Annotated in this window: 26 protein-coding genes and 2 pseudogenes; 11 read left to right on the top strand and 17 right to left on the bottom strand. The window is 60.4% G+C overall.

The window, feature by feature from the left end; translation table 11 throughout:
* Positions 1-23: 23 nt before the first annotated feature.
* From ACZ5TB_RS06265 to ACZ5TB_RS06280, 4 genes are all read right to left on the bottom strand, one after another.
* Positions 24-782, bottom strand: coding sequence for a peptidylprolyl isomerase (locus tag ACZ5TB_RS06265; protein ID WP_464792412.1), 759 nt, complete (start codon positions 780-782; stop codon positions 24-26).
* Between the two features lie 97 nt (positions 783-879).
* Positions 880-1,389, bottom strand: coding sequence for a pantetheine-phosphate adenylyltransferase (coaD, locus tag ACZ5TB_RS06270; RefSeq protein WP_464792413.1), 510 nt, complete (start codon positions 1,387-1,389; stop codon positions 880-882).
* Between the two features lie 3 nt (positions 1,390-1,392).
* Positions 1,393-2,301: a polyprenyl synthetase family protein gene (locus ACZ5TB_RS06275; RefSeq protein WP_464792500.1), complete on the bottom strand. Its 909-nt coding sequence runs from the start codon at positions 2,299-2,301 to the stop codon at positions 1,393-1,395.
* A gap of 11 nt (positions 2,302-2,312) precedes the next feature.
* Positions 2,313-2,573, bottom strand: coding sequence for an exodeoxyribonuclease VII small subunit (locus ACZ5TB_RS06280; protein ID WP_464792414.1), 261 nt, complete (start codon positions 2,571-2,573; stop codon positions 2,313-2,315).
* Between the two features lie 170 nt (positions 2,574-2,743).
* On the opposite strand from ACZ5TB_RS06280, the gene ACZ5TB_RS06285 reads away from it, so the two are divergent.
* Positions 2,744-3,127 (top strand): hypothetical protein, encoded by a 384-nt coding sequence (locus ACZ5TB_RS06285; RefSeq protein WP_464792415.1) that lies wholly within the window; start codon positions 2,744-2,746, stop codon positions 3,125-3,127.
* 49 nt (positions 3,128-3,176) lie between these two features.
* Here the strand turns inward: ACZ5TB_RS06285 and ACZ5TB_RS06290 are convergent, their stop codons facing one another.
* The gene (locus ACZ5TB_RS06290) at positions 3,177-3,620 is read right to left on the bottom strand and encodes a DUF805 domain-containing protein (RefSeq protein ID WP_464779841.1); all 444 of its coding nucleotides are present in this window, start codon (positions 3,618-3,620) and stop codon (positions 3,177-3,179) included.
* 107 nt (positions 3,621-3,727) lie between these two features.
* On the opposite strand from ACZ5TB_RS06290, the gene purL reads away from it, so the two are divergent.
* Complete coding sequence (gene purL, locus ACZ5TB_RS06295) at positions 3,728-5,905, top strand: phosphoribosylformylglycinamidine synthase subunit PurL (protein ID WP_464792416.1); 2,178 nt, start codon at positions 3,728-3,730, stop codon at positions 5,903-5,905.
* Positions 5,906-5,943: 38 nt separating this feature from the next.
* Here purL and ACZ5TB_RS06300 read toward each other — a convergent pair whose 3' ends face one another.
* Positions 5,944-6,711, bottom strand: a complete 768-nt coding sequence (locus ACZ5TB_RS06300; protein ID WP_464792417.1) for a methyltransferase domain-containing protein — start codon at positions 6,709-6,711, stop codon at positions 5,944-5,946.
* Between the two features lie 59 nt (positions 6,712-6,770).
* Between ACZ5TB_RS06300 and ACZ5TB_RS06305 the strand changes: the two genes are divergently transcribed.
* The 3 genes from ACZ5TB_RS06305 to bfr all read left to right on the top strand — a co-directional run bounded on the left by ACZ5TB_RS06305 (position 6,771) and on the right by bfr (position 8,879).
* Entirely contained in the window at positions 6,771-8,015 is a 1,245-nt protein-coding gene (locus ACZ5TB_RS06305) for a DUF418 domain-containing protein (RefSeq protein ID WP_464792418.1), read from the top strand.
* 55 nt (positions 8,016-8,070) lie between these two features.
* Entirely contained in the window at positions 8,071-8,241 is a 171-nt protein-coding gene (locus ACZ5TB_RS06310) for a (2Fe-2S)-binding protein (RefSeq protein WP_464792419.1), read from the top strand.
* A gap of 158 nt (positions 8,242-8,399) precedes the next feature.
* Positions 8,400-8,879 carry a bacterioferritin gene (bfr, locus tag ACZ5TB_RS06315; protein ID WP_464792420.1) on the top strand — a complete coding sequence of 160 codons (480 nt, stop codon included), beginning with the start codon at positions 8,400-8,402 and terminating at the stop codon, positions 8,877-8,879.
* 37 nt (positions 8,880-8,916) lie between these two features.
* Here bfr and ACZ5TB_RS06320 read toward each other — a convergent pair whose 3' ends face one another.
* The gene (locus ACZ5TB_RS06320) at positions 8,917-9,324 is read right to left on the bottom strand and encodes a (deoxy)nucleoside triphosphate pyrophosphohydrolase (RefSeq protein WP_464792421.1); all 408 of its coding nucleotides are present in this window, start codon (positions 9,322-9,324) and stop codon (positions 8,917-8,919) included.
* Positions 9,325-9,404: 80 nt separating this feature from the next.
* On the opposite strand from ACZ5TB_RS06320, the gene ACZ5TB_RS06325 reads away from it, so the two are divergent.
* A complete protein-coding gene (locus ACZ5TB_RS06325; protein WP_464792422.1) occupies positions 9,405-9,590 on the top strand; it encodes a Flp family type IVb pilin in 186 nt (61 codons plus the stop codon).
* Between the two features lie 136 nt (positions 9,591-9,726).
* Complete coding sequence (locus tag ACZ5TB_RS06330; protein WP_464792423.1) at positions 9,727-9,888, top strand: Flp family type IVb pilin; 162 nt, start codon at positions 9,727-9,729, stop codon at positions 9,886-9,888.
* Positions 9,889-10,714: 826 nt separating this feature from the next.
* Here the strand turns inward: ACZ5TB_RS06330 and ACZ5TB_RS06335 are convergent.
* A pseudogene (locus ACZ5TB_RS06335) lies at positions 10,715-11,274 on the bottom strand (IS5 family transposase); the annotation flags it as partial.
* A 66-nt stretch (positions 11,275-11,340) separates the two neighbouring features.
* On the opposite strand from ACZ5TB_RS06335, the gene ACZ5TB_RS06340 reads away from it, so the two are divergent.
* Positions 11,341-12,357, top strand: a complete 1,017-nt coding sequence (locus tag ACZ5TB_RS06340) for an IS110 family RNA-guided transposase (protein WP_464792501.1) — start codon at positions 11,341-11,343, stop codon at positions 12,355-12,357.
* Between the two features lie 241 nt (positions 12,358-12,598).
* Here the strand turns inward: ACZ5TB_RS06340 and ACZ5TB_RS06345 are convergent.
* Positions 12,599-12,790, bottom strand: a pseudogene (locus ACZ5TB_RS06345) (transposase); the annotation flags it as partial.
* 115 nt (positions 12,791-12,905) lie between these two features.
* On the opposite strand from ACZ5TB_RS06345, the gene ACZ5TB_RS06350 reads away from it, so the two are divergent.
* The gene (locus tag ACZ5TB_RS06350; protein WP_464791172.1) at positions 12,906-13,922 is read left to right on the top strand and encodes an IS110 family RNA-guided transposase; all 1,017 of its coding nucleotides are present in this window, start codon (positions 12,906-12,908) and stop codon (positions 13,920-13,922) included.
* 331 nt (positions 13,923-14,253) lie between these two features.
* Here the strand turns inward: ACZ5TB_RS06350 and ACZ5TB_RS06355 are convergent, their stop codons facing one another.
* From ACZ5TB_RS06355 to ACZ5TB_RS06370, 4 genes are read right to left on the bottom strand one after another with little or no spacing between them, the layout of a single operon-like run.
* The gene (locus ACZ5TB_RS06355; protein ID WP_464792424.1) at positions 14,254-15,198 is read right to left on the bottom strand and encodes an acetyl-CoA carboxylase carboxyltransferase subunit alpha; all 945 of its coding nucleotides are present in this window, start codon (positions 15,196-15,198) and stop codon (positions 14,254-14,256) included.
* A gap of 11 nt (positions 15,199-15,209) precedes the next feature.
* Complete coding sequence (locus ACZ5TB_RS06360) at positions 15,210-16,127, bottom strand: tyrosine recombinase (RefSeq protein WP_464779849.1); 918 nt, start codon at positions 16,125-16,127, stop codon at positions 15,210-15,212.
* Between the two features lie 4 nt (positions 16,128-16,131).
* Positions 16,132-17,943, bottom strand: coding sequence for a hypothetical protein (locus tag ACZ5TB_RS06365; RefSeq protein ID WP_464792425.1), 1,812 nt, complete (start codon positions 17,941-17,943; stop codon positions 16,132-16,134).
* A 4-nt stretch (positions 17,944-17,947) separates the two neighbouring features.
* Positions 17,948-18,136, bottom strand: coding sequence for a hypothetical protein (locus ACZ5TB_RS06370; RefSeq protein ID WP_196224058.1), 189 nt, complete (start codon positions 18,134-18,136; stop codon positions 17,948-17,950).
* Between the two features lie 82 nt (positions 18,137-18,218).
* Between ACZ5TB_RS06370 and ACZ5TB_RS06375 the strand changes: the two genes are divergently transcribed.
* On the top strand, positions 18,219-18,767 hold the full coding sequence (locus ACZ5TB_RS06375; protein WP_464792426.1) for a shikimate kinase: 549 nt from the start codon (positions 18,219-18,221) through the stop codon (positions 18,765-18,767).
* Positions 18,758-19,867 carry a 3-dehydroquinate synthase gene (gene aroB, locus ACZ5TB_RS06380; protein ID WP_464792427.1) on the top strand — a complete coding sequence of 370 codons (1,110 nt, stop codon included), beginning with the start codon at positions 18,758-18,760 and terminating at the stop codon, positions 19,865-19,867. Before ACZ5TB_RS06375 ends, aroB begins: the two co-directional genes overlap by 10 nt.
* 210 nt (positions 19,868-20,077) lie before the next feature.
* Here the strand turns inward: aroB and rpmE are convergent, their stop codons facing one another.
* The 4 genes from rpmE to bamA all read right to left on the bottom strand — a co-directional run bounded on the left by rpmE (position 20,078) and on the right by bamA (position 24,228).
* Positions 20,078-20,302: a 50S ribosomal protein L31 gene (gene rpmE / locus ACZ5TB_RS06385; protein WP_066861944.1), complete on the bottom strand. Its 225-nt coding sequence runs from the start codon at positions 20,300-20,302 to the stop codon at positions 20,078-20,080.
* A 106-nt stretch (positions 20,303-20,408) separates the two neighbouring features.
* Entirely contained in the window at positions 20,409-20,891 is a 483-nt protein-coding gene (gene fabZ / locus ACZ5TB_RS06390; protein WP_464779853.1) for a 3-hydroxyacyl-ACP dehydratase FabZ, read from the bottom strand.
* An 8-nt stretch (positions 20,892-20,899) separates the two neighbouring features.
* Entirely contained in the window at positions 20,900-21,562 is a 663-nt protein-coding gene (locus tag ACZ5TB_RS06395; RefSeq protein ID WP_464792428.1) for an OmpH/Skp family outer membrane protein, read from the bottom strand.
* Positions 21,562-24,228, bottom strand: coding sequence for an outer membrane protein assembly factor BamA (gene bamA / locus ACZ5TB_RS06400; RefSeq protein ID WP_464792429.1), 2,667 nt, complete (start codon positions 24,226-24,228; stop codon positions 21,562-21,564). The genes ACZ5TB_RS06395 and bamA overlap by 1 nt, the downstream gene beginning before the upstream one ends.
* Between the last annotated feature and the right edge of the window lie 32 nt (positions 24,229-24,260).

A 24,260-nucleotide genomic window follows, 5' to 3' on the forward strand; every position in this document is an offset into this window, starting at 1 on the left:
GCATGATCCACTTCAGGTGCGACTTATCGCTTCTTCTGCGATGACGCTTTCTTCACCGGTGCGGGTGCGGGCGCGATAATGGAAGGCGCGGGCGGCGTGGGCAGCGCCATGACCGGCGGCTTGCCATCGCTTTCAATCGATGCCTGCAGGATCGTGGTCGGATTTGCGGGCGGCTCGCCCGGCGTGATGGCATCGACATATTGCATGCCTTCGATCACGCGGCCGAACACCGTATATTTCTTGTCCAGCTGCATGCGGGGCAGGAAAAGGATGAAGAACTGGCTGTTGGCGCTGTTTTCGTCCTGCGCGCGGGCCATCGACACGGTACCGCGAAGATGCGGCATCGGATTGAATTCCGCCTGCAAATCGGGAAGCGATGATCCGCCGGTTCCGTCATTCTTCGGATCGCCGCCTTGCGCCATGAAGCCAGGGATCACACGATGGAATTTCAGGCCGTTATAAAAGCCCTGCCGCGTCAATTGCTTGATACGCTCGACATGCTGGGGAGCAATATCCGGACGCAGTTGGATGCGAACACGGCCGCCGCTCGACAGGTCGAGGTCCCAGACATCCTGCGGGTCCACGGGCACCGAAGCAGGCGGCAGTTTCGCGCTGGGGTCCTGTCCCATCGACTTGGCATTCTGCTCGGCCCGCGCGGCCGCCTCCGCCCTTTTTGCCTCTTCGGCATTAGCACCCCCGCCGCCTTGGGCCAGCGCCACGCCGCCCGACGCATAGAGAGCGACAGTGATCGCCACGGTCTTGAACGCCGAACTGAACCGCATGGATGAGCTTTCCCTAATATCTAAAGCCTGGTGGTGAAGCTGCTCTGATAACGCGCTCTTCGCGATTGGCAACTGAACGAAGGCTGAGCGGCCCTTATTAGTCGCCCTTCTTTCCAATCTCACCGACCCGCGCCACCACCTGCTGGCATGTGGCGGGGCTTACGAACTTGTGAATCGGACCGCCGTAAAGCGCGATTTCCTTGACCAGCCGCGATGCGATCGGCTGAAGCGAGACGTCGGCCATGAGGAAGACCGTTTCGACGCGCGGGTTTATCTGCTGGTTCATTCCCGCCATCTGATATTCATATTCGAAGTCGGCAACGGCGCGCAGGCCACGGATGATGACGCTGGCGCCCTGCGATTCGGCGAAGTCCATCAGCAACGAATTAAAGCCAGTGACCACAATCTCCGTGTCGATGTCGGCGCATTCACGGCGCACCATCTCCAGCCGCTCTTCATCGGAGAACATGGGCGATTTGGAAATGTTGGTGGTCACGCCGATCACCAGCTTGTCGACCAGCTTGGCCCCTCGGCGAATAATGTCCATGTGACCCAAAGTGATCGGGTCGAACGTGCCGGGATAGACCCCCACCCGCTGCCTGCTCATGCCTTACCGGTCCCTTTCCACGATATAGTCTGCGATTGCTCGCAGCAGATCGGCCTCCCCGCCGAACCCATGAAGATGCGCCTTGGCCTGATCCACCAGCAAGCGCGCCTGCTCACGCGCGCGCTCAACGCCCAGCAGGGAAACGAAGGTTTCCTTGCCCGCCGCCGCATCCTTGCCCAGCGCCTTGCCCGCCAGGTCTGCGTCACCTTCGACGTCCAGCAGATCGTCGGCAATCTGGAAAGCCAAACCAATGTCACGCGCATAGCCATGAAGGCTGGTGCGAGCATCGGCCGGAATGCGCGCCATGATTGCGGCCGCGTCGACGCAAAAGGCGATGAGCGCCCCGGTCTTGAGCTGTTGCAGGCGCGTTACGGTGACAAGGTCGAAGCTGGTGCCTTCCGCCTCCAGATCCATCATCTGTCCGCCCGCCATACCTGCGGGACCGCTGGACAGCGCCAGCGCCTTTACCAGCTCCACCCGCACGAAGGGGTCCGGATGCGTTTCTTCATCGGCCAATATTTCAAAGGCCAGATCGTGAAGGCAGTCACCGGCCAGAATCGCCGTCGCCTCATCAAAAGCCTTGTGGATCGTCGGCTTACCCCGGCGCATGTCATCATCATCCATCGCCGGAAGATCGTCATGCACCAGCGAGTAAACATGGATGCATTCGACAGCCAGCCCGATACGAAGCAGCGAATCCTGGGAGATGTTGAACAACTCGCCCGCCGCCTGCACCAACAGGGGACGCAATCGCTTGCCGCCGCCTATGGCCGCATGGCGCATGGCCTCATATAGGCGCGCGCGCGGATCATCGGGAACGGTCAGCAACAGTTCGAACGCGCGATCAATGTCTGCGGCGACGGCAGCCGCACGGGTGGTCACCACCTCTGAACCGGAGGTCAGCCCCTCCATGGCCGCGGCGCTCAATCCGCGCCGAAAGGCTGGGCGCCAGTGACGACGCCGCTGGGATCGATGGTCAATTTCTGGATGCGCGCCTCAGCCGCCTGCAAGCGTTCAAGGCAGCGTTTGCGCAGTTCTTCACCCTGCGCATAGAGCGAGATCGACTCGTCGAGCGGCACATCACCGCTTTCCAGTCGGCGGACGATCGACTCCAGCGCCCGCAGCGCATCCTCAAACGACAATTGGGACAAATCGCCCGGCTCTGTCTTGCTGTCTTCGGCCATGCCCCATGCATTGGCGAGCGCAGGGGGCCGGGTCAAGTCTGCACCGCGCCATAAGGCGGATTCCGGGCCTGCTTGTAACAAAAGCATCATCGAAACTCGCACAAAGCTGGCGGGATTTTGGCAGTTTTGCGTTGACGCTCGCGCCAGCAAGTGCACATAGAAGGACCGCTATGAAATATTATCTCCCCCTGATTTCCGCCGTTGCTCTCAGCATGCTCTCCGCTTGCAACAATAATGATGAACCCGAAGTCGTCGGCGGCCCTGCCGATCCGATGGCTCAACAGCTCGCGAATGCCGCACCTGTCGAACTGCCCCCCTCGGTGAAGGTAAGCCGCCAGTATCGCTGCAAGGATAACAGCCTCATTTTCGTCGACTTCCTGAGCGACGACAAGACCGCCAACCTGCGCACCGAAAAGAACGGCGCGCCGACGAAGCTCGTCGCTCCCGAAGCTGGTAAGCCGTTCACGGCGGAAGGCGGCTATTTGGTCGATGGCAGCGGCAAGCAGATCACCGCCACCCTTCCGGGCAAAAGCGGCCTTAGCTGCAAAGCCTGATCAACATTTCCATGTCTTTCACAGGCCGGGCTCAACAGCCCGGCCTTTTTCATTTCCCTATCCTGCCGACCAATTCGGGTTCACCAACCTCGACGGGGTCGGGACCAAAGCGGTTGGGACCGCGCGTCCCGCTCATGATGAAGAAGACCAGCAGAACCAGGCTTCCGATCAGCGGGAAGAAAATGATCAGCAGCCAAAATCCGCTCCGGTCCGTGTCGTGCAGCCGCCGCACCGCTACTGCGAGCCAGGGGATCAGGATGGCAAGGCCGAACAGGCCGGTGAGCGGCCCTCCCCGCGTGTGATAGCCGGTATTGAACGACCAGGGACCCCGGCGCACCCAATGTTCTGTGGTGCTTAGGCCCAGCAGTCCTTCGACAATGCTGATCGCGATGAAGCAAAGCAGGAGGAAGAGGATGAACATCCAATATTCCTTTGGCCGGGCACGGCCGGAAAAACGGGCGTAGCGACGCAGCGGCAACAACATCCATTCCATATTTCCCCTCCTCCGATCGGTGATCCAACGCATATAAATAGCATGTTTTCCCGACTTCAGCCGCACGAGGATTGTCTATCCGCCGCGCCCCCGCTAAAGGCCCGCTCATGTCGACCGCAGCCACTCAGATCACCCCGGAAATTGTCGCCGAACATGGCCTTTCGCCGGAAGAATATGACCGCGTTCTGAACGCCCTCGGCCGTGAGCCGAATCTGACGGAACTGGGCATCTTCTCGGTTATGTGGTCGGAGCATTGCTCCTACAAGTCGAGCCGCATCCACCTGAAGAAGCTGCCGACTGAAGGGCCGCAAGTCATCTGTGGTCCCGGCGAAAATGCAGGCGTCGTCGATATCGGTGATGGGCAGGCGGCGATCTTCAAGATGGAGAGCCACAATCACCCGTCCTACATCGAACCCTATCAGGGCGCGGCGACGGGCGTCGGCGGCATCCTGCGCGACGTCTTCACCATGGGCGCGCGTCCAGTGGCGAACATGAACGCGCTGCGCTTTGGCCGTCCAGATCATCCGAAGATGAAGCATCTCATCAGCGGCGTGGTGCATGGCATCGGCGGCTATGGCAATTGCGTCGGCGTGCCGACCGTGGGCGGCGAGGTGAATTTCCACCCTGCCTATGACGGCAACATCCTGGTCAATGCGATGACTGTGGGTGTCGCGGACACGGACAAGATTTTCTATTCGGCCGCCAGCGGGATCGGCAATCCGATCGTCTATGTCGGATCCAAGACGGGCCGCGACGGCATTCATGGCGCGACCATGGCCTCTGCGGACTTCGGCGACGACGCCGATGCCAAGCGCCCGACCGTACAAGTCGGCGATCCCTTCACAGAAAAGCTGCTGATCGAGGCCTGTCTTGAACTGATGGCATCGGACGCAATCGTCGCCATTCAGGACATGGGCGCGGCCGGCCTCACTTCCTCCTCGGTAGAGATGGCATCCAAGGGCGGCGTAGGCATTCAGCTCAACATGGACGACGTGCCGCAGCGGGAAACCGGCATGACGGCCTATGAAATGATGCTCTCGGAAAGCCAGGAGCGCATGCTGATGGTGCTCCAGCCGGGCAAGGAAGCTTTCGCCGAAGCGATATTCCGCAAGTGGGAACTGGATTTCGCCGTGATCGGTCATGTGACCGACACCGGCCGCATGGTTCTGGTGCACAAGGGCGAGACAGTGTGCGACATTCCGCTCGCCCCGCTGGCCGACGACGCGCCGCTCTACGATCGCCCGTCGATGCCCAAGGACGAATATAGGCTGTGGTCAGGTGTCCAGCCGCTGGGCGAGATCGCCGAAAGCGCAAACATCGGCGCCGATCTCGTAAAGTTGATGGGCTCGCCCGACATCGCTAGCCGCCGTTGGATTTGGGAGCAATATGACCATATGGTCGGCGCTGACACGGTGCAGCGCCCCGGCGGCGACGCGGCAGTGGTGCGCGTCCACGGCTCGCAAAAGGGCATCGCGATCAGCACCGACTGCACTCCGCGCTATTGCTATGCCGATCCCTATGAGGGTGGAAAGCAGGCGATCGCCGAATGCTATCGCAACATCTCAGCCGTCGGCGCGACGCCGCTTGCCGTCACTAACTGCCTGAACTTCGCCAATCCGCAGCGGCCGGAAATCATGGCCCAGTTCACCGGCTGCCTGGAAGGCATGGGCGACGCCTGCCGCGCGCTCGACTTCCCCATCGTGTCGGGCAACGTCTCTCTCTACAACGAATCCAAGGCGACGGGCGGCGGCTCGGCAATCCTGCCCACCCCCGCCATCGGCGGCATTGGCCTGTTGAAGGACGTCGATGTGATGGCGACCGTCGCTTTCAAACAAGAAGGCGATGCAATCTGGCTGATCGGCGGCGAGGGCTCACATCTTGGCCAGTCCATTTGGCTGCGCGAAATTCAGGGTCGTGAAGCTGGTGACGCGCCTAAGGTCGACCTGACTGCCGAACGAGCCAATGCTGAAGCTGTCCGCACGTTGATCGCGCAAGGCAAGGTCAATGCCGTCCATGATATTTCAGACGGAGGCCTGCTGGTCACCGTCGCCGAAATGGCGCTGACTGGCGGAATAGGCGCGCAGCTAGACATCGAATTGAACACAGCAGTTGCCTTTGGCGAAGATCAGGGCCGCTATGTCGTAACAGCGGCGGCAGGTACGGAGATCGCCGGGGCAGTCAGGATCGGTGCGGTCGGCGGCGACAAGGTGGCGGACGTTAAGCTCGCCGACCTGCGCGCTGCGCACGAGGGATTCTTCCCCGATCTGATGGACGCGGAACTGTAAGTGCCACCGCACATGGCTCCTGCCCAGCAGGAGCCATGTCAGGCAGGCCGGGTCACCCGTCCGAACAATATCTGGTAGGCGTCAGCACCACCCCCGGCATCGAACGCCGCTATCACCTTCTTCAGTTCTTTTGGCGAGAGCGGCTTCCGGCCTTCGCTCGATACGACCGCGCCAATGCCTTTCAAATGAGCAATCAGGCCACGCGCCCCGGTGCAGCTGAGCGGACAAATTTCATCAAAGGCGAAGGCATCCTCATATCGGCGCAGCATTGAGGACAGGTCATCAAGCGAAGGGTAATCGGGCACGCCGGGAACAAGACCGCAAGCCTGATGAGCTGCTCGCCAACGGCCAAAACTCTCCTTTCCCATGGTAGAAAAGATCAGGCTGCCACCCGGTCTCAACAACGCCACCAAACGAGCGATGGCCTCTTCCATATCGTCGAACCATTGAAAGGCGAGACTCGATAGAATGAGGTCGAACCATTCCCCTTCGAACGGCGGCGCTTCGCCATCCATGGCAAGGAAAGTCCCCGCAACGAACGCTCCTGTAGCCGTTCGGGCAAGCATTTCCGGAGAAAGATCGGTGACCAACAACTCCGCCCTCTGCCAACGCTGCTGAATATCGCGAGTCAGCAGGCCCGTGCCGCAACCGATCTCCAGGATGCGCCCCACTCCGCTGGGCTTCTGCCGCTGAGCAAGGTCGGCGACCAGCGCCGCCGCCGCGCGTTGGGGACCGGCATGATCTTCGTAATGGCCGACCGCCGCGCCGAATGCTTCGCTTATCCGTTGCTTGCGGCCCGTGTTCATGGCTAGTCGCATGACAGAGCCCCGCCGACTTTGCCAGCGTCTTTAAGGAACCTCGCCGCATGTCTCCTCCTTCATCCCGGATTGCCGCCATGGACGTGCTGCGCGGGTGTGCCGTCATGGGCATATTGTGGATGAACATCAGCGCCTTTGCCCTGCCGCAGACGGCCTATTTCAACGCCACCGCTGTTGGCCCGCTGTCCGTCGGCGATAAACTTTTCTGGCTGATCAGCTTCCTGTTTTTCGACGGGAAAATGCGGGCTCTTTTTTCACTATTGTTCGGCGCATCCATGCTGCTGCTGATCGATCGGGAGGAGATGGAGGGGCGTGATGGACAACGGGCGCAAATCATCCGGGCGGCCTGGTTGCTTATCTTCGGCCTTGCCCACTATCTACTGCTTTGGGCAGGCGACATATTGATGAACTATGCCCTGATCGGGCTGATCGCGATGCTGTTCGTCCGCAAGGAACCGTTGGCGCTCATCAAATGGGCTTTTTTCTTCTTCCTCGCGCATTTTCTGGTCTGCACGGCATTCATGTTGAGCATCCACCAATGGGCGGATGCAGCTGCCGCACCGGACGCAACCGCCAGCATGCGGGAGAGCTTCGCACAATATATCGGTCCATTCATCAACCCGGATGATCCAGCCATCCGCCGGGAGATCGCCACCTATCGCAGTAGCTTCTCAACCATCCTGACGCATCATTGGCACCTTCTCATTCGCGATTGGTGGTGGACCTTCTTCATGAGCGCATTCGACACCCTGGGTTTCATGCTCATGGGCATGGCGATGTTGAAGGGCGGATTCCTGACCGGACGATGGGAAGCGGACCAATATTGGCGCACTGCCCGACATTGTTTCCTGGTCGGCTTGCCGCCCATGGCAGTGCTTGCGGGCTGGCTGCTCTGGCTAGACTTCCCTGCGGTCTCATCCCTGGGCGCATCGCTTGCCTGGTCATTTCCGTTTCGTATCCCGCTAGCAGCGGGCTGGGCGGCACTGATCCTCTGGATCTTCACTCGACATCGCCAGAGGCGCATGACGATGGCAGTCGCACGCACGGGCCGCCTTGCTCTCAGCAATTATCTCGGCACCAGCCTCATCATGTCCGCCGTCTTCTATGGATGGGGCCTGGGGCTATTTGCGCATCTCCGACCATCGGAACTGCCACTGGTTGTGCTGTGTGGATGGCTGTTCATGCTTGTCTGGTCGACGGCCTGGCTCTCTCGATTCGCCATGGGGCCATTGGAATGGCTGTGGCGAAGCTTGGCTCGCGGCAAACCGCAAAAGATTCGCAACAGCATCTAATATTCTATTGCGACCCATTATCATTTGAGATATTTCCCGAGTCAGGGAGAGCCTCATGGTCGTCTGTGTCTGCAATGCCATTCGCGAAAAGGAACTGAAGGAAGCGGTGCGGAGCGGCGCCGACACCCCTTGCAGCGCCTATGCTCGCCTCGGCCGTCGACCCAAATGCGGCCAATGCGTACCTTTCGCTCGTACGCTGATAGCTGCCGAACGCGCGACCGCCTGATCCGATTGCGTGCCATCCGCAGCGGGCGTCTCGCTTTTGCCGCGAACTCGACGCAATAGCGGCTTGCAAAATCCCCCTTTTCCGCGGCTTTCCGGTTAACAAAGCCCCGCGATGGCCCTATAGTTACGGCTTCATTCCAATAGCCCGAGGACAGCGCCATGAAGGGTGACTCAAAAGTCATCGACTATCTCAATGAGGTCCTCAAGAACGAGCTGACCGCGATCAATCAATATTTCCTGCATTACCGGATGCTCGATCATTGGGGCATCGAGAAGCTCGCCAAATTCGAATATGAAGAGTCGATCGATGAGATGAAGCATGCCGACAAGGTGGCGGAACGCATCCTCTTCCTCGACGGCTTGCCCAATTTTCAGCTGCTCGGCCGCTTGAAAATCGGCGAAACGGTCGAAGAGGTACTGAAAGCCGATCTCGAGTTGGAATATGAAGCACTTCCGGTCCTGAAGGACGCCATCGCCCATTGCGAGAGCGTGCGCGATTATGTCAGCCGCGACCTGTTCCAGTCGATCCTCGAAAGCGAGGAAGAGCATGTCGACACGCTGGAAACCCAGTTCGAAATGATCGAACGCATGGGCATTCAGAACTATATTCAGCTGCAGAGCAAAGCCAGGGAAGAGTGATTCGGCGGGCGAGGTCGCCCCGGCAGCCCGCCCAGTTTCAAATCAGCGAATCGAGCAGACCAATCAACGGCAGGTCCGCCGGCGGCATATCCAGTGCATACATCTGGTTGGGCCTGACCCATTTAAGTTCCGTGGCATGTCGCGCCTCGGGCACACCCTCCCATTTTCGGCACACATAGAGCAGAAGCAACAAGTGCCGGTCTCCCAGCGCCTCACTGGCGAAAGCTGCGGGCGCAAGGCAACTTGTGTGCGTGCGAATGCCGAGTTCTTCTTCCAACTCTCGGACAAGTGCAGCCTCCGGGGTTTCGCTTTCCTCCAACTTGCCCCCAGGAAATTCCCACAGTCCCGCCATCGCCTTCCCAGGCGGCCGTTGCTGAAGCAGCACGCGGCCATCCGTGTCGACAAGTGCGGCAGCCACTACCAGCAGGGGATGAATGATCGTCATATTCGTCCAGAAAAGGGGTTTGTTAACTCTGGTTCTTTTACAAGGCCAAACGGGACTGTCTGCAATAAACGGGTGATGCAATGCGCGGGTTGATCAAACGCCTATCCCGATCGAGGTTGTTGCAGTGTCAACGGGGAGCAACCGCAGTCGAATATGGGCTGATCCTTGCTCTAGTCTGCCTTGCCGCACTCGCGGCGATATCGAATGTCGCGACCAAAACCACAAACATGTGGAACAACGTCGCCACAGAGGTTCTCGCGCATTAACCATCAATATCTGACACTTCCTTCGCGCCATTAAATCTTTGTCAACCTAACTCTCATAAACCGTCCATAGCTGACCTATTTCAAGCGGGGCGGCCGGGTAGTTAAACGGGATTTTTTCTAGTCAAGGAGACTTCACATGAAGTTCGTTCGCAAGATGCTGAAGAATGAAAAAGGTGCAACGGCCATCGAATACGGCCTGATTGCAGCCCTGATCGCTGTTGCCGCCATCGGCGCGATGAGCAGCCTGGGCGGCAAGCTGGGCAACACCTTTAACAAAGTTTCGAACAACATGAACTGATTTCGAAACGATTTTAAAAAAGGCGGCTGGAGTGATCCTGCCGCCTTTTTTAGTTTTGCACCCTCCCCGACGGCTATGTAATAATCTTTACTCGTCGGCCGGGCTTTAAGACGCTTTGGACGGTCAAAGCGTTGAGCGCCAGAAGCGCTCCAGTTGATGTCGGTATAGCCATACGTCGGCTAATCGATTGCACCGTATCGCCAGCCTTGACGATCACCACGCTGATGCGACGCGGCTTTATAGCTGCGGCTTCCTGTGAGGTAATTTGCGTGACGGATTGCACAATGGAAGAAAATGGCCCTGCCCCACAGGAGTCAGCAGCAGAAAATGATAGGCCTTCCCGCCACCAAAATCATAGGCGAATACCGTCGCATCAACCTGGCTGGAATTGGCGCTTGCCCTGATGGTTCGCCCGGCAGCCGCCATTCCATTGATCGTCGTTCGACGCACCTCGCCTGCTGGTATGCAGCTGTTACCACCACCAAGCTTTGCGAAAGCCGAATCAATATAGCCGGGAAGGTCGCACGAATAGGCGACCCCATCAAACTGGACTTGCCCACCCGCGGCGGAATCGAAACTGCGTCATCGCTGTTTTCCATACCGAACCCGGATGGCGCAGTGAAAGCTAGACGCAAGTCGGGATGGCGGAAGCGGCTTCCTTCGATGACCCCTGGCGTGGATCAAGCGCCGTAAAGAAGGGCTGCGGCTCATCAACGCTAATCCCCTCTCACGGCTCTTCCAGACATGCTCAACCTGTTACTGAGACGAAACGACGTTCGGGATGCAGGTTCCCTGAGAGCAGTCTTAGGCTGTAGTGACGATTTAATCATTTGAGCCATAGCATGATGCTTGCGAGCTTGATGAAGCCGAGGAAGTTGGCGGCGATTTTGTCGTAGCGGGTAGCGATGCGGCGCCATTGTTTGAGGCGAGCGAAGAAGCCTTCGATGCCCCATCGCTGTTTGTAGGCGATGACATCATATGGTCGGCGGATGCTGCGATGGCGGCGTGGCGGGATGACGGCCTCACCGCCTTGGGCACGGATCAGATCGCACAGGCTATCGGCATCATAGGCGCGATCGGCAAGAACCTGCTTTGCGGGCAGTCCTCGGATCAGGTCGCAAGCAGGCGCCATGTCGTTCTGTTGTCCGGGACCGAGCATGAAGCGCACCGGCAGACCAAGGGCATCGACTACGGCGTGGATTTTAGTGCCGAACCCGCCTCGGGAGCGGCCGAGAGCCTGGGCTTGAACGCCCCCCTTTTTACCCGCGCTCCGGCCGCTTGAGCCTGGGCGCGGATCACGGTGGCGTCGATCGCAAGCCATTCGATGTCGGGATCGTCCGATACCGCCGCGAATATCCGGTCAATCACCCCTTGCTCGACCCACCTAATGGGATGGACGGCTCTCCCACTCCGGAGCAACGTTGTGCGACCGGACGTGCAAGGAGAGAAGTGATGACCATTGATGTCCTCGGTATCGACCTGGCGAAGAACGTGTTTCAGCTTCATGGCGTGGATCGCAAAGGCAATGCGGTTTTCAAACGCAGGGTCATGCGCGATCAGCTATTATCTGTGCTCGCCGGTATCGAGCCATGCACGATCGCCATCGAGGCCTGCACGGGTGCCTTTTGCTGGGCGCGCCAGTTTGAAGCACTTGGCCACAGGGTAAAGATCGTCAGCCCGCAATATGTGAAGCCGTTCGTCCGCAGGCAGAAGAACGATGGCAACGATGCCGAGGCGATCTGCACGGCCGTGCGCCAACCCCACATCCCGCTGGTGCCCAAAAAGAGCGTGGAACAGCAGGATATCCAGGCGCTCCACCGCGCCCGCCAGCGCCTAGTCAATCATCGAACCGCCCTGGTCAGCCAGATGCGCGGACTGTTGCTTGATCGCGGCATTGCCTTTGCCAAGTCGATCACCCGGGCGAGACGCATGATCCCGGAAATCCTGGCGCGTGCCGAATCCGGTCTTTCGACTATGGCGCGCGAGACCATTGCCGAGCTCTGGGATTTCTTCTGCGATCTCGATCGCCGCATCGAACATTTCGACAAGAAAATCGAAGCGGTCTTCAAGGCGAGTGAGCCCTGTCAGCGCGTCGCCAGAATCAAAGGCGTTGGACCCAAAACGGCGACAGCCATCGTGGCGGCAGTCGGCGACGCTTCGGACTTCAGAAATGGGCGCCACATGGCAGCCTGGCTGGGATTGGTACCGCGCCAGTTTTCGAGCGGCGACAAGGCCGTACTCATGGGCATCTCCAAGCGAGGCAGCCAGCATCTGCGCAGCTTGTTGGTGCATGGCGCTCGCGCCGTCGTGAGAACGGCAACCAACAAGAACGATCCCATGAGCCAATGGGCCAACCAGCTTCGGGAGCGACGCGGCTTCAACCGCGCGACGGTTGCCATCGCCAACAAGAACGCACGGATAATCTGGGCCGTGCTTCGAACGGGCGATCACTACCGCGCCGCCGCCTGAAGATCGGAACCAGTTTGCGAGTAGACGGAGAAATGGACTGCACTGATCGAGCCGACGCGCGACGAACCTGACTATTATCGAGGCCTGTGAGGCCTACCAGCTGTAGAGGTGCGCGTGTGCGGATTCCCCATTTGGGCGCTCTGGGAAACCAGCTGACGCCGGATAGATGTTTGCAACTGATCCACGCAGAACGTTTCAATGCCGCTTGCAAAGGGAGAGCCGTCCATAGAGGTAATATGGGCCGCTTAGCCGTCTGATAGGGGCCAAAACGCTCGGGCAAATCACGCCAGCGTCCGCCCGAACGCGCCAGCCACAGCAGCGCATCAAGAAACCGGCGGCCATCGCTGCGTGGACCACGCTTGCCCTTTCGTCCGCCCGGCACAAACTCGCGCAGTCGCTCCCACTGATCGTCCCGTAAAACCTCGCCTTCCACACCAGCCTCCAAAAGCCAGTGTTGAATCAGATGGGGTGGTTGCCGCCCTCCCCAGACGGCATCGCAATGTGCCAAGATGTGGTGTTGAGGCCACTGAGCGGAAAGGACGGCAACCGTGACAAAGGATACGATGATCGGGGTGGATTTGGCAAAGAGCGTCTTTCAGTTGCACGGCGCGTCGATGACGGGGCAGATGCAGTTCCGTAAGAAGCTATCGCGGCAAGGCTTTTACAAATTCATTGCAGGGCAGCCTCCAGCGGTGGTCGTGATGGAAGCCTGCGGCAGCGCGCATTATTGGGCCCGTGAAGTGACCAAGCTTGGTCATGACGTGAAGCTGATTGCGCCTCATTATGTGCGGCCGTTTGTAAAGCGGCAGAAGAATGATGCGGCAGATGCGGAGGCGATTGTAATAGCGGCCCAGCGGCCCGAAATGCGCTTTGTCGAACCAAAATCTGTTGAGCAGCAGAGCCGAGCTATTTTGTTTCGGGCTCGAGAGCGGCTCGTCCACCAGCGGACCGAACTGGTCAACGCCCTCCGGGCTTACCTCTATGAGTATGGCCATGTCGTTCCTCAGGGGATTCACCAGATCAAGCGGATCGAAGAGATCCTAGACGCACCGAACAGCGACTTGCCCAATTTGATGCGCGAGGAATGCCGGGATTTGCTGGAGCAGATTGCCGAGAAGACGGTCCGGATCAATGTCCGCACTGGCAAGATCAAAGCGTTGGCGGCGCAAGCCGACACCGCGCGGCGCTTGCAGACAATCCCCGGCGTAGGACCTTTGACCGCCCTGGCTGTCGAGGCCTTTGCTCCGCCTATGGAAAACTTCCGGTGCGGTCGCGACTTCGCGGCTTGGCTCGGCCTCGTCCCACGTCAGTTCTCATCCGGCGGCAAGGAGCGGCTCGGACGCATTTCCAAGGCCGGACAATCCGACATCCGCAAGCTGCTGATTATCGGGGCGATGTCGCGCCTGAACTGGATGGGCCGCAAATCGATTCCTGAAGGTTCCTGGCTGGCGCGCATATCCATGCGCAAACCCAGGATGATCGTAGCGATCGCTTTGGCCAACAAGATGGCACGCACAATCTGGGCCATGCTGACGAAGAATGAGGATTATCGAGTTCCGGCATAGGTGGCGGCGTGACCCACATGTCACAAATCCGTCATGTCGGATAACGGGAGGTGAAAGAAGGCGACGACCCGAATGGGCAAAATGATCGAACAGATCTGGATCCGGAAAACCAGTTGATTTCTATGAGTCCTCGAGCTCGAGAATCAGTTTTGGACCTGATCCGCAGATCACCATACCGGCCAGCGGCTTCTGAATGCCGCATCTCAAAGGCCTTACAGAAGACCGCACTCGATCACTCGCGCATCGGATCAGAAACTTCTTGCGCCACGGGCGGCAACCACAGAAGAAATCTACGCTCGCGTGAATCCCTAAAATGTCACTACAGCCTAGATCAAGCGCCGATGGCGAGGAACTTGTCGGCTCGATCGGTACGAAGATCCTGCGGGCTCAATCCGGCAAGGGAATCCAACTCTTCGCCAATGGCGGCACCTAAACTGGCGATCGCCTGCACCGGCTCACGATGCGCACCGCCAATGGGTTCTGCAATGATCCGGTCGATGACGCCCAAATCCTTAAGATGCTGGGCGGTAACCTGCATAGCGGTGGCGGCATCGCTCGCCTTGTTAGCAGTGCGCCACAGGATCGACGCACAGCCTTCGGGCGATATGACCGAATAGACCGCATGCTCGAACATCAGCACCCGGTTCGCAGCCGCCAATGCGACTGCGCCGCCGGAGCCCCCCTCACCCACTACCGCAGCGACCATGGGCACACCCAGGGCCAAACACTGTTCGGTCGAGCGGGCGATCGCTTCAGCCTGACCGCGCTCTTCCGCCTGTACGCCTGGAAACGCGCCCGATGTGTCCACCAATGTCACGACCGGCAGCCCAAAACGGTCAGCCAATTGCATCAGGCGGATCGCCTTGCGATAGCCTTCGGGCTTCGCCATCCCGAAATTGTGACGAACACGACTGGCGGTGTCGTCGCCCTTTTCATGACCGATCACCATGACTCGGCGGTCACCCAGCATCGCCAGACCACCAATGATCGCCTGATCATCTGAAAACGCCCGGTCACCCGCCAAAGGCATGAAATTGTCGAACATCCCCGCGACATAATCCTTGAAGTGCGGGCGATCGGGATGACGAGCCACCTGGGTCTTCTGCCAAGGCGTCAGCTTGGCATAGGTGTCCACAAGCACCTTGCTCGCGCGCTGCTCAAGCTTGTCGATCTCATCGCCGATATCGATGTCACCGGCGCTGGCCGTAGCGCGCAATTCGATGACACGCGCCTCTAGCTCGGCGATAGGTTTTTCAAATTCCAGAAAGCTAACCATGGCCGACGGCGTTAGGGGGCAGACGCTTCTTCGTCAACGAAACGATGGCGCATTGTCGCCAGTGGATGACGGCTGTTGACCAGCTCGACCAACCGGCGGCTATCGACATGGGTGTAGATTTGCGTCGTTCCGATATCGGCATGGCCAAGCATCGACTGCAACGCGCGCAGATCCGCTCCCCCTTCCAGCAGGTGCGTGGCGAAGGCATGGCGCAGCACGTGGGGACTGACCCGCTGCGGGGCGATACCAGCGGCGGCGGCCAGTTGCTTCACCAACTGATAGAGCCGAATGCGGCTAAGATAATTTTTGCCCGACGGGAACAGCCAGGGACTTTCAGCCGGGACATGCGGCAACCACGTGGAAACGGCGGCCCGCGCCCGATCCGATATCGGCACCAACCGCTCACGCGCGCCCTTGCCCTTCAAAATCAGGAACGGCCGATCCGCTGCCAGCGCGCGACGGGGCAAGGATACCAGTTCGGTAGCGCGCAAACCGGAACCATATAGCAGCTCGATCAGGGCAGACAGACGAAGATCCAACGCGGAAGGATGCTCGACCGCCAGTTTCTGTTCGATCAAGGCAAAGAGCGATTCGACTTCCTGCGCGGACAATATCTTTGGCAGGGACCTTCGCGTTGCGGGGCGTGGCAATGCGGGGGAAGGATTGTCGGCCCGCAGCCCCTCTTCCTCCAGAAAGCCGTAGAATGCGCGCAGGGCGGAGACCTTTCGCGCGACGGACGAGGCCGCCAACTCTGCCCAGGCTGTCGCCAGCCCTGCAATGCCATCCTTCGTCGCGATCGAAAGGCCGCCCAAAATCGCCGCCGCGCCTTCCAGATCGGCGCGATAGGCCAGCAAGGTGTTGCGCGATGCACCCCGTTCAGCCGCCATCATTTCCAGAAACCGACCGATCAGCGCGCCATCTTCTCCCATGGACTCAAATCCGCGTAATCGCCTCCGCCGCGATCATCCGCGCTTCGGGATCAAGCCCGACCTGATGCAGAGCAGCGACGATATGATAGAGATGAGCGGGTGGCAGGCGATTCCACTCTGCCGTCTGCATGCCCACCGCGGCGAGCAGGGCGACGGTGGCCTTTTCCCCTCTCGCCGCCGCCTGATGGATCGCCCTGGCCCAACGGCTGTTCACCGCCAGGGTGAGTCCATTTTCCTGCGCCAATGACGCGCTTGTTTGCGAATTGATACGAGCGAGACCCGCCAGCGCGGCTATCAACGTCTGCCCCTTCTGCGCACCGGCCTGTTCGGCAAAGGAGGAAATCCGGCCTTCGCTGATCTCGACGACGGCACTGGGCGCGCCCACTGCGAGCAATGCCCACAGATCGCCAGCGCCTTCCCCTTCTGCCTGACGCGCCACCCCACTCCAGCGGGCCAAGCTGCGATCATATCCTGCCGTCAGCATGGCAGCGATCAGATTGGCGGCGTCTTGCGCATCGACATCCGCGACCGGCAAAGCGGCGGCGGCTTTGGCCGTGGCGATCAGGCCGACATAATCCGGCCTGCCATTGTCCCCCCATAACGTCCGCATGGCCTGAAGCCGCTCTTCGGGCGAACCACCGCGATAGGCTGTGCGCAGCGCGTCGATCCGGTCGGCGATTTCGGGCGGCGCGTCGCCGTCAGCGCCAAGCTGGCTGTAAAATCCTACCAACGCCTGGCTAGAAAACACGCCAAGCCGCGCTGCCGCCTCGCTGCCCGGCAGGCGACGAACCGCGCTAAGCGCAGGCGCGCGCGCTTCCCACGCGCGGACGTGGCGCCCGGCGGTGGTATATAGCGGTTCGGGAATTTCCACATTGAGCGCGGTTGCCAGGCCAAAGCGCCATGCGGTCAGCCCATCGACCCCATCCCATTCGATCTTCACCGATCGCCGCGCGTCAAACCCGGTGCCCACGACCTTTTCCGCGAGCCGGTAATCTATGCCGCGCACCACGCCCCGCCGTTGGGCCTGATTGAGCGCAGCGCTCGCCGACCCCTGATCGCCCGACAATGCCGGGCAGATCGCCCGCGTCATGTCCCACCCCGGCTCCTTGCTGTAACGCAGCGCGCCAGCCGACAAAGGACACAGGCCAGCCGGATCCGCCGTGGCCAGATAAGTCTGCATCGCCACCGCATAGAGGCGTGGCGTGAACTTGTCCGAATCGACGCTCTGCACCAGCAGCCGCGCGCTATCCGCCTCACCCATGCGCAGCAGCAACCAGGCCCGCTCCGCAACCCAGTCGGCGCCGTCGATATCGCGAGGCGTGTCGGTTGCGGACAGCAGCGCGCGCCGTAGCAAAATAGAGGCCCAACGCGACGCGATCGGCGCCCGCATTTCCTTCATCAGCGTGGCGAGGAATCGTCCGGACTGCGCGCCAAAAGCATCGGGCGTCAGGCCACGCCGTTCGGGCGTCAGCGGCCCAATCCGGTCCAGCGACCGATGCGCGCCTTCCGGAAGGTCATATTTCTGCTTTTGCGCTGCCAGTTCTTCTTCTGACAACGCTTCCTCTGGACCATTTCCCGCTGCATTGTCGGCAGGAGCCATAGCGCTGCCGGACGGCAAGGGCTGAATCATCGGAACGGGAGCAGCCGGACTTGCCGGACGAGGCGTTTGCGGTCCAGCGGCCGACGGCGTCTCGGGCGCCTCTCCAAAGCCGGGGGGTAGGAGCGATTCAGGCGACTCCTGCGCAATCACCGGCAGCGTGAGAGCGAGCGCAAGCGTTCCAAGCGCCCATTTCGCATTCAACCGGCCTTGACGCATGCCTTTATTTGCCCAGCTTTTCGGCGGGAATGGCCTTTTCCACTCGCTGCTGCGGCCGTTCTCCGCCGCGCGACCAGAGCAGCGCGACCAGACCGATCACCAGGACGATCAGGACGATGGGAATGATGGGCAAGCGCGTGCCGCGACGACGCGAACCGCTCTCGAAGGTGCTGAAGGAACGATTGCTTCTCATGAATCCTTGTGCGGCCGAGCCGTGAAGTTGAGGAAAGTTGCGATTTGCCTCTGCGACGGGGGGATGTATAGCCCCCTCCGCAATGCAGCGAAACAGCAAATCCGTGCCTCCGCAGTCAAAGCGCGGTTCCATCGTCCTCATCGGGATGATGGGCGTCGGCAAATCGACGGTGGGGCGCCGGTTGGCGGCGCGGCTTGGCCTTACCTTCGTGGACGCGGACGAAGAGATCGAAAAGGCCGCTGGCATGACGATTTCGGAAATGTTCGAACGCTATGGCGAAGGATATTTTCGCGACGGTGAACGCCGGGTGATCGCCCGGCTGCTGGACGACGAGCCAAAGGTGATCGCAACCGGCGGCGGCGCGTTCATGCAGGAAGAGACTCGCGCGCTTATCCTCGATCAGGGGACTGCGATATGGCTCGACGCCGACATCGACACTTTGGTCGATCGAGTGTCGCGGCGGGAAGGACGTCCGCTCTTGAAGGGTAAGGATCCTCGCGTCGTGCTGACCGAACTCGCGGCGGTGCGCAATCCTGTCTACGCGCTCGCGCCCATTCATGTGAAGAGCATCGCCGCCCCGCACGAAGTGGCGGTCGAGCGCATCCTGGAGAAACTGGCCGCATGGCAATAGTTCGCGTCGCGCTGGATGCGCGCAGTTACGATATCGTGATCGAACAAGGCGCGCTGGACCGGGCGGCCAATCATCTTGCGCCCTACGCGCGCAGCGGCAGGCTGATCGTCGTGACCGACGCCAATGTCGCCAAGGCGCAGCTTCCGCGGCTCGAAACCAGCCTGCGCGGCGCCGGTATAGCCGTCGAACCCATCATCCTGCCCGCAGGCGAGCAGACGAAAAGCTGGCGACACCTTGAGCAATTGCTCGACCAATTGCTGGCCCTGGAAGTGGAACGCGGCGATCATGTCGTGGCGCTTGGCGGCGGAGTGATCGGTGATCTCGTCGGGTTCGCAGCGTCTATCCTTAAGCGCGGCTGCCACTTCATCCAGGTGCCAACGACGCTGCTCGCCCAGGTGGACAGCTCCGTAGGCGGCAAGACCGCGATCAACGCGAGCGCGGGCAAGAACTTGATCGGCAGCTTCTATCAGCCCAGCCTTGTCCTTATCGACCCATCGACGCTCGACAGCCTGCCCGCGCGCGAGACCCGCGCGGGCTATGCCGAGGTCGTGAAATATGGCCTGATAGACGACCCGGATTTCTTCGCATGGTGTGAAGCCGAAGGGCAGAAACTACTCGCGGGCGACCGCGACGCACGCGAGTTCGCGATCGAACGAAGTGTTCGAGCGAAAGCCGCCATCGTCGCGGATGACGAAAGGGAAACATCCGGTCGCCGCGCGCTGCTGAACCTTGGCCATACTTTCGGGCATGCGCTGGAGGCGGATACGGGCTTTTCCGATCTGCTGCTGCATGGCGAAGGCGTGGCGGCGGGCATGGCGCTCGCCTTCCGCTATTCCGCGCGGCGGGGCCTGTGTCCGGTGGAGGATGCGGATCGGGTGACGGCACATCTGAAGTCCGTTGGCCTGCCGCATGATCTTGCAAGTGCTCATGTGAAAGCCGACGGCGCCGCTTTGGTTGCTCATATGCTGCACGACAAGAAAATGGCGGCAGGCGCCCTCCCCTTCCTGCTGGCGCGGGGGATTGGAAAGACGTTCCTGTCAAAGGATGTGGTGCTGAATGATGTCGCAGCCTTCCTCGATGAGGATCGCACGGCAGGCTGAGGCTAATTGCTCCCCTCCCGCAAGCGGGAGGGGCCGGGGGTGGGCCAGTGCAACGTGGCCCATTTCAAAAGGCCAGCTTAGAAACTCGCTCCGCTCTTAACCCCTCCCGCAAGCGGAAGGGGAAGGGGAATATACTGAGCCCGTTATCACAGCTAAAACAAAAAGGGCGCCCATCAGGCGCCCTTCCCATTCGTTCCACCAAGGAACCGATTACTTCTTCAGCGTCAGGCCGCCAAAGCGCTTGTTGAAGCGCGCCACCTGGCCGCCGGTGTCCAGCTGGCGGTTGCCGCCCGTCCAGGCCGGGTGAGACTTGGGGTCGATGTCGAGCGCCAGCGTATCGCCTTCCTTGCCCCAGGTCGAACGGGTCTGGAAGGTGGTGCCGTCGGTCATCTGGACGGTAATCAGGTGGTAATCGGGATGGGTATTGGCCTTCATGAGTCTGCTCCGTCAATGGGCCGGTTTCCGACCGGCCATGGATGCGAATTCTTGCGAAGGCGCGCGGTTACATGGGATCACGCGCGAACGCAACCCCTTCCGGCCTTCAGTCCTCCGGCGGATCGGCGATCATCGCGACGAAGTTTGCCTCGGCGCAAAGCTTGCCATCCACCGTTGCCTTGCCCACGAATTTGCAGACACGGCCACGAATCTGAAGCAATTCGACATGCAGGTCCAGCAAGCAACCCGGTTCCACCGGATTGCGGAACTTCGCCCCGTCGATGCTCATGAAATAAACGAGCTTGCCCGATCCTCGCAGATCGAGCGTTTCGACCGTCAGCACGCCCGCCGCCTGCGCCATCGCCTCGACGATCAACACACCCGGCATGATTGGCCGACCAGGAAAATGCCCCTGGAAGAACGATTCGTTGATCGACACGGCTTTGACCGCATGGATCCTCTCTCGCACGACGAGAGAGGCCACGCGGTCGACGAGCAGCATCGGATAGCGGTGCGGCAGCGCCGCCATGATGCCACGAATATCGATGGCACCCACGGCGGCGGTGGCCGCTTCAACTTCCCCCGTCATCGCTGCGATCAGCGCGAGGTCGGCTGCTGCGACGGGTTGGCGGGAGCCGCTGCGGCAGGCGTCGGCGCCTGACCACGAGCGCCGCCGGGCTGCCAGCCAGCGGGCGGCACGATGCCGACGCTCGGCACCAGCGCGTTGAGCTCGGTCACGACCTGCTGCGTGATATCGACGGTCGGCTGGTAGGACACGGTGGCGTCGGGTGCCAGGATCAGGTCGACCTTCGCCTTCGTCATCGCCGACTTGAGCGCGTCCGACAGCTTGGCCGAAATCTGCTCTTCGACATAAGCGTTGGCGAGCGCGATCGGCTGGCCCAGGCGCTGCAGTTCGGCCTGACCGTTCTGCCCAGCCTTCTGATAGGCTTCATACTGAGTCTGGATCGCCGGCGTCGGCTTATTCCCCGCTGCCTTCATCGCCGCTTCAAGTGCGGTTCCCTTGGCCTTCAGGTCGGCGTCGATCGCGTTCTTGCGCGCGGTGAAGCTGTCGATCTGCGCCTTGTAGGTCGTCTGAATCTGTGAGCGAGCCGTGGTGTAGGCCGAGCTGGTCGCTACCGCACGCTGCAAGTCTGCAACGGCGATTCCAGTCTTCGACTGGGCTGCGGCAGGCACGCTGGTCAGCGCGATGGCAGTCATGGGCGCAAGAGCAAGCGCCGCGGCCTTGAGCATCTTATTCATTAGAATTGAGTCCCTACGTTGAAGCTGATGAGCTGAGTGTCGTCCCCTGGTTCCTTGAGCAGGGCCTTGGCGATGTCGATGCGGAACGGCCCGAACGGCGAGTTCCAGTTGACGCCAAAGCCCACGGAAACACGCGGCTTGAGCGTGTCGCCGAGATAAACTTCTTCAAATCCGGTGCCGTCGAGATAGTCAGCCGTGAAGCCGGTCGGAGCCGGATCACACTGTCCCAGCGCGGGGGCGCGAACTGTGCTCGCTGACCCAGTCGTGCCGGTGTTCGGAGTGACTGAGCAGAAACCGGCGAAATTGGTCGGCACAGGATCACGCAATCCCGCGACGGCGCCTGCATCTACGAAGATCGAAGGACGAAGCCCCATTTCGCGGGCGCCCGATCCCAACGGGATTTCAACCTCGGCGCGGGCAAGATAGTAGATCTTGCCGCCAAGTGCATCGTCCCGGGTGTTATTGTTGCCCGTATTGCGAATGAATGAACCCGGGTTGTCGGGATCTTCGATCAGGGAGAAACGCTTCACGCGCGGTCCGATGCCACGAATATCAAATCCGCGAATTTGCGGATTGCCCAGAAAGAAGCGATCGGTCAGGCGCACCTTGTCAACGATCGTACCAGTCGCGTCGCGGCGCTCACCCTCCAACGAGTGAATGTATCCGCCCTCAGCCGAAAGCGAGAAAATAAAGCCCCCGCCGAGCGGCCAGAACTTTGACCCATTCAGGCGGGTGCGGACATATTTGACGCTGCCGCCAAGCCCAGCAAAGTCCTGGCTCACCACCACATTGTGACCCCGCGTCGGACGAATGCGGTTGTCACGATTGTCGTAGATCAGCGAGTAGCCCAGGGAGGACGTCGTCCGCTTGCCTATCGCGTCGCAGAGATACCGCCCTGCCAGAATAGGGTCGCATTCCCTGTCGCCGTCGCCGTCAACGTCGGAATAATATGTATCCTCATCCAGGCTGACATCATCCAGGTTGAGGCTGTAGCGCAGCGCGAGCGACATATATTCGGTGATCGGCACGCCCGCGCGAATTTGGAAGCCCGTCGTCGTCTGCTTATATGTCGTGTCGCGATCGTTGCCGCTGCCCGTAAAGCGGAAGCTGTTCAGGTCGCGACGATAAATATCGCCACCCAGCGCGATATTCTTGTCCATGAAATAGGGCTCGGTGAAGCCCACTTCGACCGACTTGGAATAGCTGGAATAATTGACGCTGGTGCGCAATTCCTGGCCCTTGCCACGGAAATTGCGCTGCGTGATCGATGCCGAGACGATGAAGCGCTCAAGCGACGAGAAGCCCGCCGACAGCGACAGTTCACCCGTCGATTTTTCCTGGACGTTGGTTTCCAGCACGATGCGATCGGGCGCGGAGCCCGGCTTCTGCTCGATGTCGAGCTTCTCCTGGAAGAAACCGAGCGAGTTGATGCGGTCCTTCGAACGCTTGACGAGGAAACTGTTGAACGCGTCGCCCTCTGCCAGACGGAACTCGCGGCGGACCACCTTGTCCTGGGTCAGCGTATTACCGTTAATGTCCACCCGCTCGACATAAACGCGCGGCGCATTGGCGATGCGGAAATTGATCCCCATCGTCAGGCTGTCCTTGTCGCGGTTGAAGTCCGGCTGCACGTCGGCAAAAGCATAGCCAAACAGGCCCGCCGTCTCGCTCAGCGTGTCGACGGTGTCCTCAACCTGCTTGGCGTTGTACCAATCGCCCTTCTTCATCGGCAGCGTCTTGGTCAGCGACGCACCCGACAGGTCGCGGATATCGGATTCGACCTTCACGTCGCCGAATTTGTAGCGCTTACCTTCCTCGACCACATAGGTGATGATGAAGTCCTGCTTGTCAGGTGTCAGTTCCGCGACAGCTGAAATCACGCGGAAATCGGCATAGCCTTCGGTCAGGTAGAATTGGCGCAGCTTCTGCTGGTCGTAGGCCAGGCGATCCGGATCGTAGCTGGTGCCGGAGGAGAAGACGCGGAACCAGCGCGACTGCTTCGTCACCATCTGGCTACGCAGTTCACCATCGCTGAACTTGTCATTGCCGATGACGTTGATCTGGCGGACCTTCGACTTGGGGCCTTCCGAGATTTCAAAGACGATATCGACACGGTTCTGGTCGAGTTGCACCATCTTGGGCTCGACCGTGGCCGCGAAGCGGCCCTGGCGGCGATAGAGTTCGATGATGCGGGCAACGTCGGCGCGAACCTTCGACCGGGTGTAGATCTGGCGCGGCGCAAGCTTGATCTCCGGCCGGATCTTGTCCTCCTTCAGCCGCTTGTTGCCTTCCAGCACGATGCGGTTGATGACCGGATTTTCCTTCACCTCGACGGTCAGCGCGCCATTGTCGTTACGGATCTGGACGTCCGCGAACAGCTCGGTTTCATACAGGTCGCGCAGCGCCTGATCGAGCGATTCCTGGGTGAAGGGCTGGCCTATGCGCAACTTCGTGTAAGACAGCACCGTATCGGGTTCGAGACGCTGCTGGCCCACCACGCTGATGCTGCGGATGGTGCCCATAGCCGACGCCACGGCGGGGACAGGTGCAGGCGCGGCAGGCTGTGGTGCTTCCTGCGCCAGCACGGGAACCGCAGACAGGCCGCCGATCATCGTCGTTGCCAGAAGGGCCGCGACAACCGGGCGCTGTCTCTTGCTGCTCATCATCGCTGTCACCCGCTCCACCCTTTTACAAAAAA

This window comes from Sphingobium sp. TomTYG74 (assembly GCF_055393875.1).

Coding starts and splice junctions, on each gene's coding strand:
- ACZ5TB_RS06265 (WP_464792412.1), bottom strand. CDS start 782: ATGCGGTTCAGTTCGGCGTTCAAGACCGTGGCGATCACTGTCGCTCTC.
- coaD (WP_464792413.1), bottom strand. CDS start 1,389: ATGAGCAGGCAGCGGGTGGGGGTCTATCCCGGCACGTTCGACCCGATC.
- ACZ5TB_RS06275 (WP_464792500.1), bottom strand. CDS start 2,301: ATGGAGGGGCTGACCTCCGGTTCAGAGGTGGTGACCACCCGTGCGGCT.
- ACZ5TB_RS06280 (WP_464792414.1), bottom strand. CDS start 2,573: ATGGCCGAAGACAGCAAGACAGAGCCGGGCGATTTGTCCCAATTGTCG.
- ACZ5TB_RS06285 (WP_464792415.1), top strand. CDS start 2,744: ATGAAATATTATCTCCCCCTGATTTCCGCCGTTGCTCTCAGCATGCTC.
- ACZ5TB_RS06290 (WP_464779841.1), bottom strand. CDS start 3,620: ATGGAATGGATGTTGTTGCCGCTGCGTCGCTACGCCCGTTTTTCCGGC.
- purL (WP_464792416.1), top strand. CDS start 3,728: ATGTCGACCGCAGCCACTCAGATCACCCCGGAAATTGTCGCCGAACAT.
- ACZ5TB_RS06300 (WP_464792417.1), bottom strand. CDS start 6,711: ATGAACACGGGCCGCAAGCAACGGATAAGCGAAGCATTCGGCGCGGCG.
- ACZ5TB_RS06305 (WP_464792418.1), top strand. CDS start 6,771: ATGTCTCCTCCTTCATCCCGGATTGCCGCCATGGACGTGCTGCGCGGG.
- ACZ5TB_RS06310 (WP_464792419.1), top strand. CDS start 8,071: ATGGTCGTCTGTGTCTGCAATGCCATTCGCGAAAAGGAACTGAAGGAA.
- bfr (WP_464792420.1), top strand. CDS start 8,400: ATGAAGGGTGACTCAAAAGTCATCGACTATCTCAATGAGGTCCTCAAG.
- ACZ5TB_RS06320 (WP_464792421.1), bottom strand. CDS start 9,324: ATGACGATCATTCATCCCCTGCTGGTAGTGGCTGCCGCACTTGTCGAC.
- ACZ5TB_RS06325 (WP_464792422.1), top strand. CDS start 9,405: ATGCGCGGGTTGATCAAACGCCTATCCCGATCGAGGTTGTTGCAGTGT.
- ACZ5TB_RS06330 (WP_464792423.1), top strand. CDS start 9,727: ATGAAGTTCGTTCGCAAGATGCTGAAGAATGAAAAAGGTGCAACGGCC.
- ACZ5TB_RS06340 (WP_464792501.1), top strand. CDS start 11,341: ATGACCATTGATGTCCTCGGTATCGACCTGGCGAAGAACGTGTTTCAG.
- ACZ5TB_RS06355 (WP_464792424.1), bottom strand. CDS start 15,198: ATGGTTAGCTTTCTGGAATTTGAAAAACCTATCGCCGAGCTAGAGGCG.
- ACZ5TB_RS06360 (WP_464779849.1), bottom strand. CDS start 16,127: ATGGGAGAAGATGGCGCGCTGATCGGTCGGTTTCTGGAAATGATGGCG.
- ACZ5TB_RS06365 (WP_464792425.1), bottom strand. CDS start 17,943: ATGCGTCAAGGCCGGTTGAATGCGAAATGGGCGCTTGGAACGCTTGCG.
- ACZ5TB_RS06370 (WP_196224058.1), bottom strand. CDS start 18,136: ATGAGAAGCAATCGTTCCTTCAGCACCTTCGAGAGCGGTTCGCGTCGT.
- ACZ5TB_RS06375 (WP_464792426.1), top strand. CDS start 18,219: ATGCAGCGAAACAGCAAATCCGTGCCTCCGCAGTCAAAGCGCGGTTCC.
- aroB (WP_464792427.1), top strand. CDS start 18,758: ATGGCAATAGTTCGCGTCGCGCTGGATGCGCGCAGTTACGATATCGTG.
- rpmE (WP_066861944.1), bottom strand. CDS start 20,302: ATGAAGGCCAATACCCATCCCGATTACCACCTGATTACCGTCCAGATG.
- fabZ (WP_464779853.1), bottom strand. CDS start 20,891: ATGACGGGGGAAGTTGAAGCGGCCACCGCCGCCGTGGGTGCCATCGAT.
- ACZ5TB_RS06395 (WP_464792428.1), bottom strand. CDS start 21,562: ATGAATAAGATGCTCAAGGCCGCGGCGCTTGCTCTTGCGCCCATGACT.
- bamA (WP_464792429.1), bottom strand. CDS start 24,228: ATGATGAGCAGCAAGAGACAGCGCCCGGTTGTCGCGGCCCTTCTGGCA.